General features: G+C 64.8%; 16 protein-coding genes. 5 read left to right on the top strand and 11 right to left on the bottom strand.

Features of this window, described 5'->3' with window-relative positions:
• Positions 1-12: 12 nt before the first annotated feature.
• Positions 13-1,197, bottom strand: coding sequence for a 1-deoxy-D-xylulose-5-phosphate reductoisomerase (dxr, locus tag LFT47_RS07295; protein WP_236816614.1), 1,185 nt, complete (start codon positions 1,195-1,197; stop codon positions 13-15).
• Between the two features lie 38 nt (positions 1,198-1,235).
• On the opposite strand from dxr, the gene LFT47_RS07290 reads away from it, so the two are divergent.
• Positions 1,236-2,693 carry a lipase maturation factor family protein gene (locus LFT47_RS07290; protein WP_236816613.1) on the top strand — a complete coding sequence of 486 codons (1,458 nt, stop codon included), beginning with the start codon at positions 1,236-1,238 and terminating at the stop codon, positions 2,691-2,693.
• 22 nt (positions 2,694-2,715) lie between these two features.
• Here LFT47_RS07290 and LFT47_RS07285 read toward each other — a convergent pair whose 3' ends face one another.
• From LFT47_RS07285 to LFT47_RS07255, 7 genes are read right to left on the bottom strand one after another with little or no spacing between them, the layout of a single operon-like run.
• The gene (locus LFT47_RS07285) at positions 2,716-3,552 is read right to left on the bottom strand and encodes an HpcH/HpaI aldolase/citrate lyase family protein (RefSeq protein ID WP_236816612.1); all 837 of its coding nucleotides are present in this window, start codon (positions 3,550-3,552) and stop codon (positions 2,716-2,718) included.
• The gene (locus tag LFT47_RS07280) at positions 3,549-4,082 is read right to left on the bottom strand and encodes a MaoC family dehydratase (protein WP_236816611.1); all 534 of its coding nucleotides are present in this window, start codon (positions 4,080-4,082) and stop codon (positions 3,549-3,551) included. Before LFT47_RS07280 ends, LFT47_RS07285 begins: the two co-directional genes overlap by 4 nt.
• A complete protein-coding gene (locus tag LFT47_RS07275; protein WP_236816610.1) occupies positions 4,079-4,831 on the bottom strand; it encodes a CoA transferase subunit B in 753 nt (250 codons plus the stop codon). The genes LFT47_RS07280 and LFT47_RS07275 overlap by 4 nt, the downstream gene beginning before the upstream one ends.
• A gap of 2 nt (positions 4,832-4,833) precedes the next feature.
• Positions 4,834-5,616, bottom strand: a complete 783-nt coding sequence (locus LFT47_RS07270) for a CoA transferase subunit A (protein WP_236816609.1) — start codon at positions 5,614-5,616, stop codon at positions 4,834-4,836.
• A gap of 19 nt (positions 5,617-5,635) precedes the next feature.
• A complete protein-coding gene (locus LFT47_RS07265) occupies positions 5,636-6,811 on the bottom strand; it encodes an acyl-CoA dehydrogenase family protein (RefSeq protein WP_236816607.1) in 1,176 nt (391 codons plus the stop codon).
• A gap of 2 nt (positions 6,812-6,813) precedes the next feature.
• Entirely contained in the window at positions 6,814-8,916 is a 2,103-nt protein-coding gene (locus LFT47_RS07260) for an acetyl/propionyl/methylcrotonyl-CoA carboxylase subunit alpha (protein ID WP_236816605.1), read from the bottom strand.
• A 4-nt stretch (positions 8,917-8,920) separates the two neighbouring features.
• Positions 8,921-10,528: a carboxyl transferase domain-containing protein gene (locus LFT47_RS07255; protein WP_236816603.1), complete on the bottom strand. Its 1,608-nt coding sequence runs from the start codon at positions 10,526-10,528 to the stop codon at positions 8,921-8,923.
• Positions 10,529-10,679: 151 nt separating this feature from the next.
• Between LFT47_RS07255 and LFT47_RS07250 the strand changes: the two genes are divergently transcribed.
• Entirely contained in the window at positions 10,680-11,309 is a 630-nt protein-coding gene (locus LFT47_RS07250) for an SACE_7040 family transcriptional regulator (protein WP_236816601.1), read from the top strand.
• Positions 11,310-11,536: 227 nt separating this feature from the next.
• Here the strand turns inward: LFT47_RS07250 and LFT47_RS07245 are convergent, their stop codons facing one another.
• Genes LFT47_RS07245 through pdhA form a run of 3 tightly spaced genes read right to left on the bottom strand, consistent with a single transcriptional unit; the run spans position 11,537 to position 15,116 of the window.
• Positions 11,537-12,943, bottom strand: coding sequence for a dihydrolipoamide acetyltransferase family protein (locus tag LFT47_RS07245; RefSeq protein ID WP_236816600.1), 1,407 nt, complete (start codon positions 12,941-12,943; stop codon positions 11,537-11,539).
• A complete protein-coding gene (locus LFT47_RS07240; protein ID WP_236816599.1) occupies positions 12,940-13,950 on the bottom strand; it encodes an alpha-ketoacid dehydrogenase subunit beta in 1,011 nt (336 codons plus the stop codon). Before LFT47_RS07240 ends, LFT47_RS07245 begins: the two co-directional genes overlap by 4 nt.
• Positions 13,950-15,116 (bottom strand): pyruvate dehydrogenase (acetyl-transferring) E1 component subunit alpha, encoded by a 1,167-nt coding sequence (gene pdhA / locus LFT47_RS07235; protein WP_442863445.1) that lies wholly within the window; start codon positions 15,114-15,116, stop codon positions 13,950-13,952. The genes LFT47_RS07240 and pdhA overlap by 1 nt, the downstream gene beginning before the upstream one ends.
• 195 nt (positions 15,117-15,311) lie before the next feature.
• Here pdhA and LFT47_RS07230 point away from each other — a divergent pair, with 195 nt between their 5' ends.
• The 3 genes from LFT47_RS07230 to LFT47_RS07220 all read left to right on the top strand — a co-directional run bounded on the left by LFT47_RS07230 (position 15,312) and on the right by LFT47_RS07220 (position 16,943).
• Complete coding sequence (locus tag LFT47_RS07230; RefSeq protein WP_234753072.1) at positions 15,312-15,797, top strand: Lrp/AsnC family transcriptional regulator; 486 nt, start codon at positions 15,312-15,314, stop codon at positions 15,795-15,797.
• Between the two features lie 139 nt (positions 15,798-15,936).
• Entirely contained in the window at positions 15,937-16,350 is a 414-nt protein-coding gene (locus LFT47_RS07225; protein WP_236816598.1) for a DUF4383 domain-containing protein, read from the top strand.
• A gap of 29 nt (positions 16,351-16,379) precedes the next feature.
• A complete protein-coding gene (locus tag LFT47_RS07220; protein WP_236816597.1) occupies positions 16,380-16,943 on the top strand; it encodes a hypothetical protein in 564 nt (187 codons plus the stop codon).
• Positions 16,944-16,991 lie beyond the last annotated feature (48 nt).

Here is a 16,991-nt window from a genome sequence, read left to right as displayed (position 1 = left end):
GAGTACTGCTTCCTAAAGGGTGCTGTTGGCTAAACGATCGTGGGTGCGCGTGCGTGCCCACCTCTCAGCATCCAACACAGAGTCCACCGTCAGCTCCAAGGATCCTGAATGTTCGCTGAGGACGGACTCCACCGTGTCCACGATGTCGGTGAAGCGGATCCTCCCGGCGTGGAATGCTTCCACCGCCTCCTCGTTGGCCGCGTTGAAGACTGCCGGAAAAGTGCTCCCCTGCTTCGCGGCGTCCTTGGCCAGCTCCACGGCCGGGAAGGCCACCGAGTCAAGGGGTTCGAACGTCCAACTGGTCGCCTGGCTCCAGTCGCAGGCCTTGGCGGCGCCGGGCACGCGGTCCGGCCACCCGAGTCCCAGGGCGATAGGGAGCCGCATGTCCGGCGGAGAGGCTTGGGCAATGATGGAGCCGTCCACGAATTCCACCATGGAGTGCACCACGGATTGCGGGTGCACCACGACGTCGATCCTGTCCAGGGGGACGTCGAACAGCAAGTGCGCTTCGATGACCTCCAGGCCTTTGTTGACCAAGCTGGCCGAGTTGGTGGTGACCATGGGGCCCATGTCCCACGTGGGGTGGGCTAGGGCCTCCGCCGGGGTGACGTCCCGGAGTTGCTCGCGGCTGCGGCCCCGGAACGGTCCGCCGGAAGCAGTCAGGATGAGTTTCTCGACCTCTTTGTCGGTTCCCGCGCGGAGGCATTGGGCGATGGCCGAGTGCTCGGAATCCACAGGCACGATCTGGTCAACGGCTGCCGCGGCCTTCACGAGTGCACCGCCCACGATCAGGGATTCCTTGTTCGCTAAGGCCAGGACGGCGCCGGATTTGAGGGCTGCCAGCGTCGGTGCCAGCCCGATGGACCCCGTGATGCCGTTGAGCACGACGTCCGCTTCGATCGCGGCAATCTTGGTGGAGGCGTCCGCTCCCGCGATGATCGCCGGATCGTAGTTCCGGAGCCCGGCAGCGGAGGCGGCAGCGCCGATGAGTTTCTGGAGTTCATGGGGATCGCCGTAGGCGATGCCGACTGCCTGGGCCTTGGTGTGCACGGCCTGTTGCGCGATGAGTTCCAAGTTCCCGCCGCCGGCGCTCAGGGCCACGACCTCGAAGAGATGGGGGGCGGCGTCGACGACGTCAATCGCTTGTGTGCCGATGGAACCAGTGGACCCGAGGAGGATGATCTTGCGCGGCTGCATTGCTTAAGTATCCCGCACCCCAGGCGTAGCGTTGGTTTGTGGACTGGGTCTCGTGGTTCGAGGCGCCGGACTATGAATTCGCCCGGCAGGTGCTCCAGCGTGGCACGGCCGCGCTCTATTTCATCGCGTTCCTGTCCAGCCTCAACCAGTTTCCCGCGCTCCTTGGTGAACATGGGCTCCTGCCTGTCGCGAGGTTCGTGGACGGACACAGGCTTTTGCGCAGGCCCAGCCTGTTCCGCTGGAAGTATTCGGACAGTTTGCTCCGTACCGTTTGTGCCGCCGGGCTTGCCGTTTCCCTGGCGCTCGTGGGCGGGCTGCCGCAGCTGGGTCCGCCGTGGCTTCCCTTGGCCGCGTTCCTGGTTTTGTGGTTGCTCTACATGTCCATCGTCAACGTCGGCCAGACCTTCTACGGCTTCGGTTGGGAGATGCTGCTGCTGGAAATGGGCTTCACTGTGGCCTTCCTCGGTTCGGAACAGACTCCCCCGCCCAGGACCATCCTGATCCTGCTCGTATGGCTCCTGTTTAGGCTGGAATTCGGCGCGGGCATGATCAAGATCCATGGCGGAAGCGAGTGGCGTGATTTAACCGCCCTGTACTACCACCACGAGACGCAGCCCATGCCCGGGCCGTTGAGCCGCCAGGCGCACCTCCTGCCTAAGCCACTGCACCGCCTGGAAGTGCTCGGCAACCACTTCGCCCAGCTGGTGGTGCCGTTCTTCCTGTTCGCTCCGCAGCCATTGGCCACCATGGCCGCCGGAATCGTGGTCTTCACGCAACTCTGGCTTGTGGGCAGCGGGAACTTCGCGTGGCTCAATTGGTCTGCGATCGTGCTTGCCTTCGCCGCGGTGAGTGACCCTGTGGCCCATGCCGTGCTGCCTTTCATACCGCTACAGCGGCACCCGGCCACGGCCCAGACCCCGGTGTGGTGGCTCGCCGTCGTACTCGCAGTGACGGCGCTCCTCCTGGTGCTCAGCTATTGGCCCGTCCGCAACCTGCTCTCGCGGGAACAGCTCATGAACGCCAGCTTCAACCGATGGCAGTTGGTCAACACCTACGGGGCGTTCGGCACGGTGACGCGGCACCGGGTGGAGATCGTGGTGGAGGGCACCCAGTCCGACGTTCCCGTCGATGAGGCCGATTGGCGCGAATACGGATTCAAGGGCAAGCCGGGCGATGTCCGCCGGCTGCCCCGGCAGTGGGCGCCTTACCACCTGCGTCTCGACTGGTTGATGTGGTTCCTGCCCTTGCGCACGGTGCACGAGGAGTGGTTCTACGCGTTCTTGGGCAAACTGCTCGACGCCGACCGGCCCACTTTGCGCTTGTTGCGCCAGGACCCGTTCGACGGCGCTCGGCCGCGTTGGGTGCGGGCGCGCAGCTTCCTTTACCGATTCGCCACGCGGGCCGAGTTCCGCGAAACGGGCCAGCGCTGGATCCGGATGGAGCTGTACGAGGTCATCGCCCCGTTGTCGCTGCCGAAGCAACGACGGCGCAGCTAATAGACCCGGCTGGAACGACTTTTCAGGAAAGCCGGGCCCTGCGCAGCGTGGATTCGGCGTGTTTCAGGATGGGGCCGTCCACCATTTTTCCTTTGTACTGGAACACGCCGGTTCCGGCCGCGGCCGCGGCGTCAAGCAGTTCCCGGGCCCCTGCGACGGCATCCGGCGACGGTGCGTAGGCTTCGCGGACAACGGCAACCTGGTTCGGGTGGATGCAGGCCTTGGCACCGAATCCGCTAGCCACGGCGTCGGCGGATTCCGCGGCCAGGCCGGCGAGGTCGGGAATGTCGACGTAGACCGAGTCGATGGCTTCCTTGCCTGCGGCTTTGGCGGCCAGCAGCACGCTAGAGCGTGAGTGCGTTGCGACGGAGCGGTAGCCGCCGTCGTCCTTGCGGCTCGAGGTGCCGCCCATGGAGGCGATCAGGTCCTCGGCGCCCCACATGAGCCCGACGACGTTGGGAGCCTGGGCGATCTCAGCCGCGTTGACGATTCCTTTGGCCGTCTCGCACAGCGCGATGACGTGGTAACCCTCGAGGGCCTTCAGCTGTTCACCGGTCTCGGCCTTGGCCAGCATGACGGTGCGGTAAGGGGTGTGCGCGAGGCAGTGCAGGTCCTTTTCGAAGTCCGGAGTGCCCACTGGATTGACGCGCACGATCGTGCGGCTGGGGTCGAGCTCGGCGGTCTCCCCGCCGGAGCCGAGCTGGGCGAGGATGGCGCCCCGGGCCCGCTTCTTGTCTGCGGGCGCGACGGCGTCCTCGAGGTCTACGATGACGGCGTCGGAACGCTCGGCGGCCTTTTGGAACCGTTCCGGACGGTCGGCGGGGCAGAAAAGCAAAGCGGGGCCCATGGTGAAGGTCATGTATTGATTGTCCCCTGTTGCGCCTCCAGATGCGCGGTCCGGGTCCACATGAGGCAGGCCCGCGTGGCGAGCGCCACAACTTTCCCATCCTGGTTGCGGCCCGTGTGCTGCATGGTCACCACGCCCTGCCCTGGGCGCGACGACGACTCCCGTTTCCCGGTGACGACAGTCTCCGTGTAGAGGGTGTCGCCGTGGTAGAGCGGGTGGGGGAAAGAGACGTCCGTGAGGCCCAGCTGGGCGATGATGGTGCCCTGCGTCAGTTGCGTGACGGACTGTCCCACCATGGTGGACAGGGTGAACATCGAGTTCATGAGCCGCTGCCCGAAGGGCTGCGTGGCACTCCAGGCCGCGTCCAAGTGAAGGGCTTGGGTGTTCATCGTCAGCGTGGTGAACAGGACGTTGTCCGTTTCGGTGACTGTCCGCCCGGGCCGGTGGGCGTAGACAACGTCTTCCTCGAGTTCCTCGAAGTACAGCCCCCGCTGTTCGACAATGCGCGGCTCGGGGACCCGGGACTCGGCGTCCGCGGTCATACAGTCAGCTCCTGGTCCTCTTCGAAGAGCTCGACGCCGGTCGCGGCCGCCACGTCCTCGGCGGAGACATTCGGTGCCAGCTCGCGCAGGACGAGCCTGGAGGCCCCGCCTTCGGAGACGACGTCGATCACGGCAAGGTCGGTGATAATCCGGTCCACGCAGCCCTTCCCCGTGACGGGCAACGAGCATTCCTTGACGATCTTGGGCTTGCCGTTGCGGTCCACGTGCTCCATCATGACGATCACTCGCTTGGCGCCGAAGACCAGGTCCATGGCGCCGCCCATGCCCTTGACCATTTTGCCGGGGATCATCCAATTGGCCAGGTCCCCATTGGCCGCGACCTCCATCGCGCCAAGCACTGCTACGTCCACATGTCCGCCGCGGATCATGCCGAACGACGTTGCCGAGTCGAAGAACGCGGCGCCCGCATTGACGGTGACCGTTTCCTTGCCGGCGTTGATCAGATCGGGGTCCACGGCGTCCTCGGCCGGGTAGGGGCCGACGCCCAGGATCCCGTTCTCCGAATGCAGGATCACCTCGACCCCCTCGGGGATGTAGTTCGGGATCAGGGTGGGCATGCCGATCCCGAGGTTGACGTATTGCCCATTGGTGAGTTCACGGGCCACGCGGGCAGCGAGTTCGTTCCGCGTCCAGCCTTTGCCCTCGTGGTGGTCGGCGCCGGCGCGGCGGTATTCGTGCCTGACGGCCTCGGGACGCGGCGGCACATCCTGGGTGATGTTCGGTTCCATGGCTACGCTCCTGCCTGCTCGGTGGGAGACGCCGGGGTCAACGCGACGGTCCGCTTTTCGATGCGTTTCTCCGTGTCCGGTGCCACCACGACCCTCTGGACGAAGATGCCCGGAGTGTGGATATGTTGCGGATCGAGCTCGCCGGGTTCCACAAGCTCTTCGACCTCGGCGATGGTGATCCGGGCCGCCATGGCGCACAGCGGGTTGAAATTCATGGCCGTCGCATGGAAGACGAGGTTCCCGTGGCGGTCGCCCTTCCAGGCGTGGACCAGCCCGAAATCGGGTGTCAGGGATTCCTCCAGGACATAGTCCGCGCCGTTGAAGGTGCGCACTTCCTTGGGTGAGGACGCGATCGCCACGTTCCCGTCGCCGTCGTACTTCTGCGGAAGGCCGCCTTCCGAGACCTGTGTCCCGACGCCGGCCGCCGTGAAGAACGCGGGGATGCCGGCCCCGCCGGCGCGCAGTTTCTCGGCCAGGGTGCCTTGCGGGGTGAGGACCACCTCAAGTTCTCCGGCGAGGTACTGCCGCGCGAACTCCTTGTTCTCACCGACGTAGGAGCTGATGGTCCGGCGGATACGCCCGTCCCTCAGCAGGATGCCCAGGCCCCAGTCGTCCACGCCGCAGTTGTTGCTGACGGTTTCAAGGTCCTTGGTGCCTTGATCGTGGAGCGCATCGATCAGCGCCACCGGGATACCGCACAAGCCGAACCCGCCGACGGCGAGAGAGGCGCCGTCGTGGATGTCCTTCACCGCTTCCGCGGCGCTGGCAACAACTTTGTCAATCATCGTTTACCTTCCCTGACGGTCAAAGGCCCAGCTCGCGGGCGATGAGCATCAACTGGACCTCAGTGGTCCCTTCCCCGACTTCCAGGATCTTGGAGTCGCGGTAGTGCCGTGCCACCGTGAATTCGTTGATGAAGCCATAGCCACCGAACACCTGGGTGGCGTCCCGTGCGTTGTCCATGGCTGCCTCGCCTGCGACCATCTTAGCGATGGCCGCTTCGGTCTTGAACGGCTTGCCTGCGAGCATCCGCGCGGCCGCATCGTAGTAGGCAAGGCGTGCCGTGTGGGCCCGTGCCTGCATGCGGGCGATCTTGAACTGGATGGCCTGGTACTTGCCGATGTTCTGCCCGAACGCGACGCGTTCCTTGGCGTATTTCACGGACAAGTCGACGCAGCCCTGGGCCGCGCCTGTGGCGAGCGCGGCGATGGCGATGCGGCCTTCGTCCAGGATCGACAGGAAGTTGGCGTAACCCCGTCCCTGGACGCCGAGCAGGTTCTCTTCCGGCACGCGGACGTTGTTCAGTGTCAGCGGGTGCGTGTCGGAAGCGTTCCAGCCCACCTTGTTGTAGGCCTTTTCCGCGGTGAAACCGGGCGTATCGGTGGGAACCAGGATGGTGGAGATTTCCTTCTTGATGCTCCCGTCCTTGCGTTCGTGCTGCCCGGTGACGGCGGTGACGGTGACGAGCCGGGTGATGTCGGTCCCGGAGTTGGTGATGAACTCCTTGTTGCCGTTGATGACCCAGTTTTTTGCGTCTCCGACGCCCTCGAGGCGCGCGTGCGTCTTGGTGCCTCCGGCGTCCGAACCCGCTTCCGGCTCAGTCAGGCCGAAGCCTGCGAGCGCTTCGGCCGAGGTCAGCTGCGGCAGCCAGTGTTCCTTCTGCTCCTGGGTGCCGAAGCGGTACACCGGCATGGCGCCGAGCGAGACGCCCGCTTCGAGGGTGATGGCAACCGACTGGTCCACCCGGCCGAGCTGTTCGAGTGCTAGCGCGAGCGCGAAATAGTCTCCACCCATGCCGCCGAACTCTTCAGGGAAGGGCAGGCCGAACAAACCCATCTCACCCATCTGCTTGACCACCTCGTACGGGAAGCTGTGCTCTTCGTCGTGCTTGGCGGACACAGGGGCCACTACCTCGTCGGCGAATTCCCGGACGGAGTTGCTCAGGTCCTGGTATTCCTCGGTGAGTTCAAAACTTGCCATGGCTAGACTTCCTCGTCTTTCTGGTTTTCAGTCGGTTCTGCTGTGACTTCAGGGGTGGGTTCTGCCGCCACATGGATAGTGGCGAGGACTTGGTCAGCCTTGACGAGGTCCCCGGTCTTGCTGCTGAGGTGGACGGTGCCGGACACCGAGGCCACCAGCTGGTGTTCCATCTTCATTGCCTCCACGGCGAGGAGGACGTCGCCCGCTTCCACACGGTCGCCGTTGTGCACCGAAACGGAGACGACGGTTCCCGGCATCGGAGACCGGACTTCGGGATCCGCGGCGCCTTCTTCGCGCTGGATGCCCGGGAGGATGCGTTGGAGCCGGGCCTCGCGGTCCAGGATCTCGAGCCGGCAGGACCAGCCGTCGCTGCCGAGCCAAAGTTCGCGCGCCTCACGCCCCGGAGATGGTGAGCCGTGCGCGAAATGGTGCTCAACGCCGTCGAGCACCAGCACAGCAGGCCCGGCGGATCCCGGCCGCAGGGCGGCAGAGTGTTCGACGCCGTTATCCACGCGGGCCGTGAAGCCCGGCCCGCTCACCGTCAGCCCCACAGTGGCCAGGCCGCCGTCGGGACGTCCGATGGTGGTCTTCCACGGAGCCGGGGCTCCGACCCGCCAGCCATCGGCGGTGTTCCAAGGTGATGTCCCCTCGAGAGGCGCCATGGCCCGGCGGTTCAGCAACGCTGCCGCGACCAACTCGACGTCGGTCACTTGCCGGAATTCCATCCTGTCGAGTTTGCGCTCGATGAGGCCGGTGTCGAGGCGGCCGGCGCGGACGTCGTCGTCGTTGACCAGGAGCCTCAGGTAGTCGACGTTCGTGTGCACACCCAGCAGCGTGTAGTCCCCCAGTGCGTGGTCAAGGGTGTCCAGCGCCGCTTTGCGGTCCGGGCCCCAGGCAATGACCTTTGCGAGCATGGGATCGTAGTCGCCGGTGACGGACAGTCCGGGAAGCATGGCGGAGTCGACGCGCACGCGTGGATCGCTGCCTGCCCGTTCCCGGAGCGTTAAGATCTCGCCGATGGACGGCATGAAACCGCGTTCGGGCACCTCCGCGTAGACGCGCGCCTCCACCGCGTGGCCGTCAAGCACGACGTCGGACTGCGCCACCGTGAGGACCTCACCTGCGGCGATGCGCACCTGCCATTCGACAAGATCGACGCCCGTCACCATTTCCGTGACAGGGTGCTCCACCTGGAGGCGGGTGTTCATCTCCATGAAGAAGAAGTGCTCCGGATCCTCGTCCGAGACCAGGAACTCCACCGTGCCCGCACCGCTGTAGTTGACGCTTCGGGCAGCCTGGCAGGCGGCCTCGCCGATCCTTGCCCGGACTTCTGCCCCGTTCGCGAGGGATTCCAGCAACGGGGATGGGGCTTCCTCGATGACTTTCTGGTGGCGGCGCTGGAGCGAACACTCGCGCTCGCCGAGGTGGATGACGTTGCCGTGGTTGTCGGCGAGGACCTGGACTTCGATGTGCCGGGGCGTTTGGATAAGCCGCTCGAGGAAGAGGGTGTCATCGCCGAAGGCGCTCGCCGCCACGCGGCGAGCCGTCAGCAGGGTGGCCGCCATGTCCTCGAGACGCTCCACGATGTGCATGCCTTTGCCGCCGCCCCCGGCCGAGGGCTTGATAAGCAATGGGAAGCCGACGCCAGGCGCCGCCTCGATCAGGGCCTCGTCGCTCAGGCCGGGTTCGGCGATCCCCGGAACGCACGGGACGCCGTAGGACATGACGTGGTTCTTGGAACGGATCTTGTCGCCCATGATCTCGATGGCGTCAATGCCGGGGCCGATGAACGCGATGCCTGCCGCGTCCAGGGCTTTGGCGAACTCCACGTTTTCGGCCAGGAACCCGTAGCCCGGATGAACCGCCTGGGCACCGCTTTGCAGGCAAGCCTCGATGATGGCGTCTATCCGCAGGTAGCTGTCCGCCGCAGCGGCTGTACCGATCCGGACGGCGGCGTCTGCTTCGCGCACGTGGCGGGCACCGGCGTCGGCGTCTGAATAGACCGCCACCGAACGGATGCCCATGGCCTTGAGGGTGCGGATGACGCGGCAGGCGATCTCGCCGCGGTTGGCGACAAGGACGGTGTCGAAGGAGTTGATTGTCATGGGGTCACATCCGGAAGAGGCCGAAGGAGGTTTCCGGCAGGGGTTGGCGGGAGACGACGTCGAGGGCCATGCCCAGGACGCGCCGGGTATCTGCGGGGTCGATGATGCCGTCGTCCCAGAGCCGGGCGGTGGAGTAGTAGGGGCTGCCTTGGTCCTCATACTGCTGCTTGATGGGGGCCTTGAAGGCTTCCTCGTCCTCAGCGGACCATTCCTCGCCGCGGGCCTCGTATTGCTCCCGTTTGACGGTGGCCAGCACGCTGGAGGCCTGATTCCCGCCCATGACCGAAATCCGGGACGCGGGCCACATCCAGAGGAAGCGGGGCGAGTAGGCCCGGCCGCACATCGAGTAGTTTCCGGCACCGAAGGACCCCCCGATCACCACAGTCAGCTTAGGCACGCGGGCAGTGGCGACGGCGGTGACCATCTTGGCGCCGTTCTTGGCGATACCGCCGTGCTCGACATCCTTGCCGACCATGAAGCCGGAAAGGTTCTGGAGGAAAACCAAGGGAATGCCGCGCTGGTCACAGAGCTCAATGAAGTGCGCGCCCTTGAGGGAGGACTCGCTGAACAACACGCCGTTGTTCGCCACGATGCCCACGGGATGGCCATGGAGCTTCGCGAACCCCGTCACCAGGGTGGTGCCGTAGTTCTTCTTGAACTCGTGGAACCTCGAGCCGTCCACGAGCCGGGCGATGACTTCGTGAACGTCGTATTGGGCGTTGACGTCCGTGGGAACTGCACCATAGATTTCGCCCGGGTCCACCACGGGCTCGACGGCGGTGTCCACGTCCCACGCCGGGGCGGCCGGCTTGGGGAGGGTGGCGACGATGTCGCGGACAATTTGCAGGGCATGCTCATCGTTTTCGGCGAGGTGATCGGTCACACCGGAAATCCTTGAGTGGACGTCGCCGCCGCCGAGTTCCTCCGCCGTAACGATTTCACCGATGGCGGCCTTCACGAGGGGCGGGCCACCCAGGAAAATGGTGCCCTGGTTGCGGACGATGACGGTTTCGTCGCTCATGGCGGGAACGTAAGCACCACCGGCCGTACAGGACCCCATGACCGAGGCGATCTGCGGGATCTTCGCCGCGGACATCTTCGCTTGGTTGAAGAAGATCCGGCCAAAGTGTTCCTTGTCCGGGAATACCTCGTCCTGCTTGGGCAGGAACGCTCCCCCGGAATCGACGAGGTAGACGCACGGCAGTTTGTTTTCGAGCGCGATTTCCTGGGCCCGGAGGTGCTTCTTCACCGTCATCGGGTAGTACGTTCCGCCCTTGACCGTCGCGTCGTTGGAAACCACCATCACCTGGCGGCCATGGACCAAGCCGATCCCCGCAATCACGCCGGCGCCCGGCGAGTCATCGTTGTACATCCCGTTGGCCGCCAACGGGGCGACCTCCAGGAACGGGCTTCCCTCGTCCAGCAAATAGTTGATGCGCTCGCGCGGCAACAACTTGCCCCGGGAGATATGCCGCTCACGCGACTTCTCCGGGCCACCGAGGGCAGCCACGGCAAGCCGCTTCTTCAGCTGGTGCACCAGGGACAGCTGCGCTTCCGCGTTGGCCGCGAACTGATCGCTGCTGGTATCCAGCTGGCTGGCGAGTGTCTCCATCGACTGTGTCCCATCCCGGCCCAGGGCCATCTCAGTTAGTACCGCATAACTGGAATTTAGGTTAGTCTCTATTAACTGTGTTGTCCATCACCCCGATACCGGGCCTGCCCGGTATCGGCGCTGAACTGGACGCGTGCAAAAAGGAGGAATTGTGGTCACCTTCCAGCGGAGCTCCCAGCAGGACGGTCAGGCACCGACCCAGCGAAGCCAAGCCAAGGAAACACGACGCAAGGCCCTCCTGACCGCCGCAGCCGGGTTGTTCGCCGCCGACGGTTTCAACCGCGTGTCCCTTGAGGACCTGGGGGCCGCGGCAGGAGTCAGCGGCCCTGCGGTATACCGGCATTTCCCGGGAAAACAGGCCGTGTTGGCGGAGCTGCTGTTGAGTGTGAGCCGGAATCTGCTCGACGGCGGCCGCACCGTGGCGTCCGAGGCCCTCGACGCCGAAGCTGCGTTGCGCGGATTGGTCGAGTTCCACGTGGACTTCGCCCTCAGCAATCCCGATGTCATCCGGGTCCAGGACCGCGACTTCAGCAACCTCAGCGACTCCGACCAGGCCGAAGTCCGCACCCTGCAGCGCAACTACGTGGAGCTGTGGGTGGGAGTGCTCGGGGAACTGCATCCCGACACGGATCCTGCCGACCTACGCGTCCGCGCCCATGCAGCCTTCGGCCTCATCAACTCGACGCCCCACTCGGTCCGGCACCACGGACGACGCATGGCGGTCAAAAGCGCCCGGCCCATCCTCGAACGCATGGCACTGGCGGCCTTGACGGTGCGCTAGCTGGCCAGTTCAACGCCCGCTCACCTATACGCGCTCCACGGCCAACGCCCGCTCACCTATAACGCCCTCCCAGCCAACGCCCGCTCACCTATGCACGCTCCACGGCCAACCCCCCGGGAATGTCCTTTGTACATGTGAGCGAGCGTCCCCCAGAAACACGACATACGTGAGCGAGCGCCCCCCCAGAAACACGACATACGTGAGCGAGCGTCGTCGGAAAGCCCCCGCTAGATCATCGTCATGACTGTTGCAGGGTCGGACAGGATCGCGCCCAGGTCTGCCAGGAATTTCGAGCCTTGTTCGCCATCCACCAGCCGGTGGTCGAAGGACAGGCTCAGGGACATCACCTGGCGCACCGCGAGTTCGTCATTGTGCACCCAAGGAGCTTTGCGCACTGATCCCAGGGCCACGATGGCGGCCTCGCCCGGGTTCAAGATGGGGGTTCCGGCGTCGATCCCGAACACGCCGATGTTCGTAATCGAGATGGTCCCGCCCGTCAGGTCTGCCGGGGAGGTCTTGCCTGAACGTGCCGTGTCCGTGAGTGCGGACAAAGCCGTGGACAAATCCAGCAGCGTCATCTTGTCCGCGTCTTTGATATTGGGAACAGTCAGTCCCCGCGGCGTGGCGGCGGCGATACCCAGGTTCACATAGTTGAACTGCACGATCTCCTGTGCGCCATCGTCCCAGCGGGAGTTCAGCGTCGGGTTCCTGCGCAGGGCAATCAAGACTGCCTTCGCCGCGATGGTCAACGGCGTGAGTTTGTACCCGGCAAACTCGCGGCTGGCTTTGAGCCGCGTCAGCAGTTCCATCGTGGGCGTGACGTCAACGGTCAGAAACTCCGTCACGTGCGGCGCCGTGAAGGCACTTTGCACCATGGCGGCGGCGGTGAACTTGCGGACTCCCTTGATAGGGGTCCGAGTCTCGCGTTCAGCGGAAACCCCGACGGCGGGCGCGGAGGCCGGAGCGACCCCGGGGACGGAGACCTGTGCCTGGGACCAGGCCGCGAAGTCCTGGACGTCGGAACGGGTGATCAAGCCTGCCGGCCCGGTTCCCCTGACCAGCGCGAGGTCAATTCCAAGGTCCCTCGCCAATTTGCGGACCGGCGGGGTGGACCGCGGACGGTCCTGCTCCACCACAGGCTCATTTGGAACCGCGGGCTGTTCAACGACGGGAGCGGGCTCGACGGCGGAAACGGGTTCCCGGACAACCTCACGTTCGGGGGCGCCCCCGTCAACGGACCGCTGGCGTCGCGCCGGGCGTCCGGACTTTTCGACGACGGCGCCGTAGCCTACAAGGTTCGGCTCACGCTTCGCCACGGCCTCCGCCGGGCTTGCTGTGGAGGTGGCCTCGCCGGGACCGGCAGCGGAAGGCGCCGTTCCGTCGTCGTCGACTTCGAAGGAAACGATCGGCTTGCCGACCTCCACAACGGAACCGGCCTGTTCGTGCAAGGCGGCCACGGTTCCGGCGAAGGGCGAGGGCAACTCAACCACGGCCTTGGCCGTCTCGACCTCGGCGATGACCTGGTTCAGGGTCACGGTGTCCCCCACCGAGACCTTCCAACTGAGGATTTCCGACTCAGTGAGTCCTTCGCCGAGGTCGGGCAGCCTGAATTCCTTGATCATGGTGGCGCTCATCCTTCCAGCCCGCTCAGGGAGTTGCCGCGGCCGAGTGCCCGGTCCACGCCGTCAAGAATCCTGTCCAGATCGGGCAGGTGGTGCATCTCGAGCTTTGAGTACGGATACGGGATGTCGAATCCAGTGATCCGGACCGGCGCGGATTCAAGGTAGTTGAAGCACCGCTCGGTGATGCTGGCGGCGATTTCGGCGCCGAGCCCGCCGGACTGCGCGGCCTCGTGGGTGATGACGAGCCTGCCGGTCTTGCGGACGGACGCCTCCACTGCCTGGAAGTCGATCGGGGCCAGCGAGCGCAGGTCGATGACCTCCACGGAGACTCCTTCGTCGGCGGCGGCCATGGCCGCGTCGTTCGCGGTCTTCACGAGTGGGCCGTACGTCACCAAGGTGACGTCGCTGCCTGGTGTGACCACCCTGGCCTTCTCCATGGACAGCGCCGTGGAAAGATCCGCGGTCTCATCCACTTCGCCCTTGTCGTGGTAGCGGCGCTTGGGCTCGAAGTACAGCACCGGATCGTCCGAGGCGATGGCCTGCTGGATCATGGTGTAGGCATCCTGCGGATTGGACACACTGATGACGCGGAGGCCCGACGTGTGGGTGAAGTACGCTTCCGGGGACTCGGAGTGGTGCTCGGGTGAGCCGATCCCGCCGCCGAACGGAACCCGGATGGTGATGGGCATCTTGACGCGGCCCTGTGTCCGATAGTGCATCTTGGCTACCTGGCTGACGATCTGGTCGAATGCCGGGTAGATGAAACCATCGAATTGGATTTCGCAGACCGGCCGATAGCCGCGGTAGGCCAACCCGACGGCGGTGCCGATAATCGCGGATTCGGCCAAGGGGGTGTCAACGACGCGGTGTTTTCCGAAGTCCTTCTGGAGGCCGTCGGTGACCCGGAAAACGCCGCCGAGCGCACCGATGTCCTCGCCCATGAGGACAACTTTGGGGTCGTTTTCGAGGGACTTGCGCAGGCCGGCGTTGATGGCTCGGGCGAAGGTCAGCTTGCTCATCAGAGTGCACCTTCCTGGGTTGATCCGCTGAAGCTTTCCAGATAGCGGGAGTAGTGGTCCTTCTGGCGTTCGATCCAGGAGTTGGGGGTGCTGTACACGTGCTTGAAGAGGTCGAGCGGCTCAGGATCGGGCATGTTGATGACTCCTGCCCTCAAGCTCTTTGCGACCTCGTCCGCCTTGGCCTGGGTCTTGGCTTCGAGCTCTTCGGTCAGGAGGCCCTTGGTGCGAAGCAGCGCCTTGAGCCGGCTGATCGGGTCCTTGGCTGCCCAGTCCTCAAGCTCGTTGGCGTCCCGGTAACGGGTGGGATCATCCGCCGTCGTGTGCGGGCCCATGCGATACGTCACCGCTTCGATGAACGTCGGTCCGCCGCCGTTGCGGGCCCGGTCCAGCGCAATGCGCGTAACGGCCAGAACCGCCAGGACGTCGTTCCCGTCGACCCGCATGCTCGGGATTCCGAAGCCCGAGGCACGGTCGGCGATCTGGATGTGTGACTGGATCCGGACAGGCTCGGAAATAGCCCAGTGGTTGTTCTGGCAGATGAAGACCACGGGCACTTGGAAGCTCGCCGCGAAGACCATTGCCTCGTTGACGTCGCCTTCGCTCGTGGCGCCGTCGCCGAAGTAGGCAACCGCGACGGAGTCTGCTCCGTCGTACTGGATGCCCATCGCGTAGCCGGTGGCGTGCAGCGATTGCGAGCCGATGATGATCTGCTGGGTGGCAATGTTGTGACGGTACGGGTCCCATCCGGCCGAAGCGTTGCCGCGCCAGGCGCGGACCAAGTCGGTTGGCTCCACGCCCCGGCAGTAGGCTACGCCGTTGTCGCGGTAGCTGGGAAAGACGAAGTCGTCGTCCCTGAGGGCCCTCCCCGAACCGATCTGTGATGCTTCCTGGCCCAGCAGCGGCGGCCACAAGGCCAGCTCGCCCTGACGCTGCAAGGCGGTGGCCTCGGCGTCGATCCGGCGGATGACCATCATGTCCTCATACAGAGAGCACAGTTGCTCGTCCGTGACATCGCTGACCCAGAGATCGAACTCCGGGTGGCTGATGCGTTCCCCCTCCGGGGAAATCAGTTGGACCAGATCCCCGCCGGTCCGACGCGGGCTTGCTGCACTGATTCCGGGATTCGAAGCCTTGTAGGCGTCCTGGCCGGGTTCGTCCGTCAACACAGTTGATCGCACCTTTCAGCTCGTGCTCGCAGGCCTTTGGAGGGACTTGTGATCCAGCCGCGGGCCAGCATCCGGGCGTCGTCGCCTGGATTAATTGTGACCCTACTCACAATGCTCATTGGGTACAACCACCGCTGAAAATTCTGCGCATTTTGCACTATCAGGCGGTCGCGCACCGTGCTAACGTTGCGCATTATGCAAGCTTTAGATGGCACCGACACACGCCTGCTTTCGGCCATGGCGAAGGACCCTCGCGGCACGGTTGTCGCCTTGGCACAGAAGCTGGGACTGTCGCGGAATACGGTCCAGGCACGGATGGCGCAGTTGGAAAAGAAGCACGCGTTTCTCTCGTTCGAGCGGCGCATCAACCCGGCTGCCCTGGGCTATCCCCTCATGGCGTTCATCTCGGTGCATGTACAGCAGCAAAAGCTTGGACAGCTTGCCTTGGACCTCGCGGAAATCCCGGAAATCCTGGAGGGCTACGGCCTGACCGGTTCGGCCGACCTGCTGCTGCGGGTGGTGGCGCTCGACGCCGAGGATTTGTTCCGGATCAACGGCAAGATCCTTGCGTGTGACGGAGTGGAACGAACGGACACCGCCATGTCCATGGGCGAATTGATTCCCTTCCGGGTGCAGCCGTTGTTGAACCGGAATACCAAGACGGCACTCCGCACCGGTTGATCCCGGACAACGTCGAAAAAATTCTTCCCATCCCACCCATCCATAGCCCCGGGTGGTCCGAATATCTGGTTGAGAGCCCCGTCCGGGGTTTCAAACACAAGGCCGGAGACAAAACCGGCCATACCGGAAGGTTTGGACCATGCGCACTTCGCCCAACCGCCTGATCGCCACCATCTTTGGAGCCGTCTACCTGCTCGTGGGTGTCGTTGGATTCTTCGTCACCTCGGGAATTGGATTCTTCGCCACCGAGGGTGCCAATCTGATCATCTTTGCGGTAAACCCCCTGCACAACATCATCCACCTCGCCATCGGCGCCGCCCTGCTCTACGCGGGCATGAACAGCACGGTGCTGTCCAAGACCATCAACACCACGGTCGGCGCGGTCTACTTGCTTGTCGGCATCCTCGGACTGTTCCTCGTGGGCTCCGCCCTGAACATCATTGCCCTCAACGGCGCAGACAACGTCCTGCACCTTGCCAGCGCGGTGGTGCTTCTCGGCATTGGCCTCTCGCAGGACAAGGTTACGGCCACCACCGCCAGGGCCCACGTCTAGAAAACCTCTAAACCCGTAAGGAGCCGTCCGTGTCAGCTCAAGCAGCGACGTCCGTTGGACCCACCACCGGGGCATCCCTCACCCTGTTTTCGTGCTTCGCGGGAATGGGGGCCGGCCTCGTGGAACTTTCCATCGCATCGAGCTACATTTCGGGCCGGGGACCCCTTGTGTGGGCGGGCGGCGTCTTCGCGGCCTGGGGCCTGGCGCTGCTCGCCAGCTCGATTGCCAGCCTCCAGCGGGGACGGCTCCGGTTCCGTAAGCCAACAACCATAGGCCTCCTTGCGGCCGTGCTTGTCCACGTCGGATTCCTGATTGGCGGCATGGCCCAAAGAGTGCTCGACGGCGGGCATCTGGCGGCTCTTTTCCTGGTCCTGATGGCCCTGGGATCATCTGCCTGGCTCACCCGCAGGTTCCGTGACGACGACGGCGGAGCCGCAGCGGGTGCCCCGAGGGCAGGCGCGCTCTTGGGGGCTGCCTTCGCCGCCGCCGTCGTCGTCGCAGCAATTACGACGCCGGGCCTCGCCGCCTCGGTGGCGGGAGCCCACGCCGTCCCGCACGGAGAGCACTCGCTGCCGGGCGGCCATAACCACTAGGGCGTCCCTGCCAATCCGCAGCAGAAATCCCTCCCACACTGAGTGTGG

It is taken from the genome of Arthrobacter sp. FW306-2-2C-D06B (assembly GCF_021789175.1).
Classification (GTDB): Bacteria; Actinomycetota; Actinomycetes; order Actinomycetales; family Micrococcaceae; genus Arthrobacter.
This window is presented reverse-complemented; position numbering and strand designations above follow the sequence as displayed.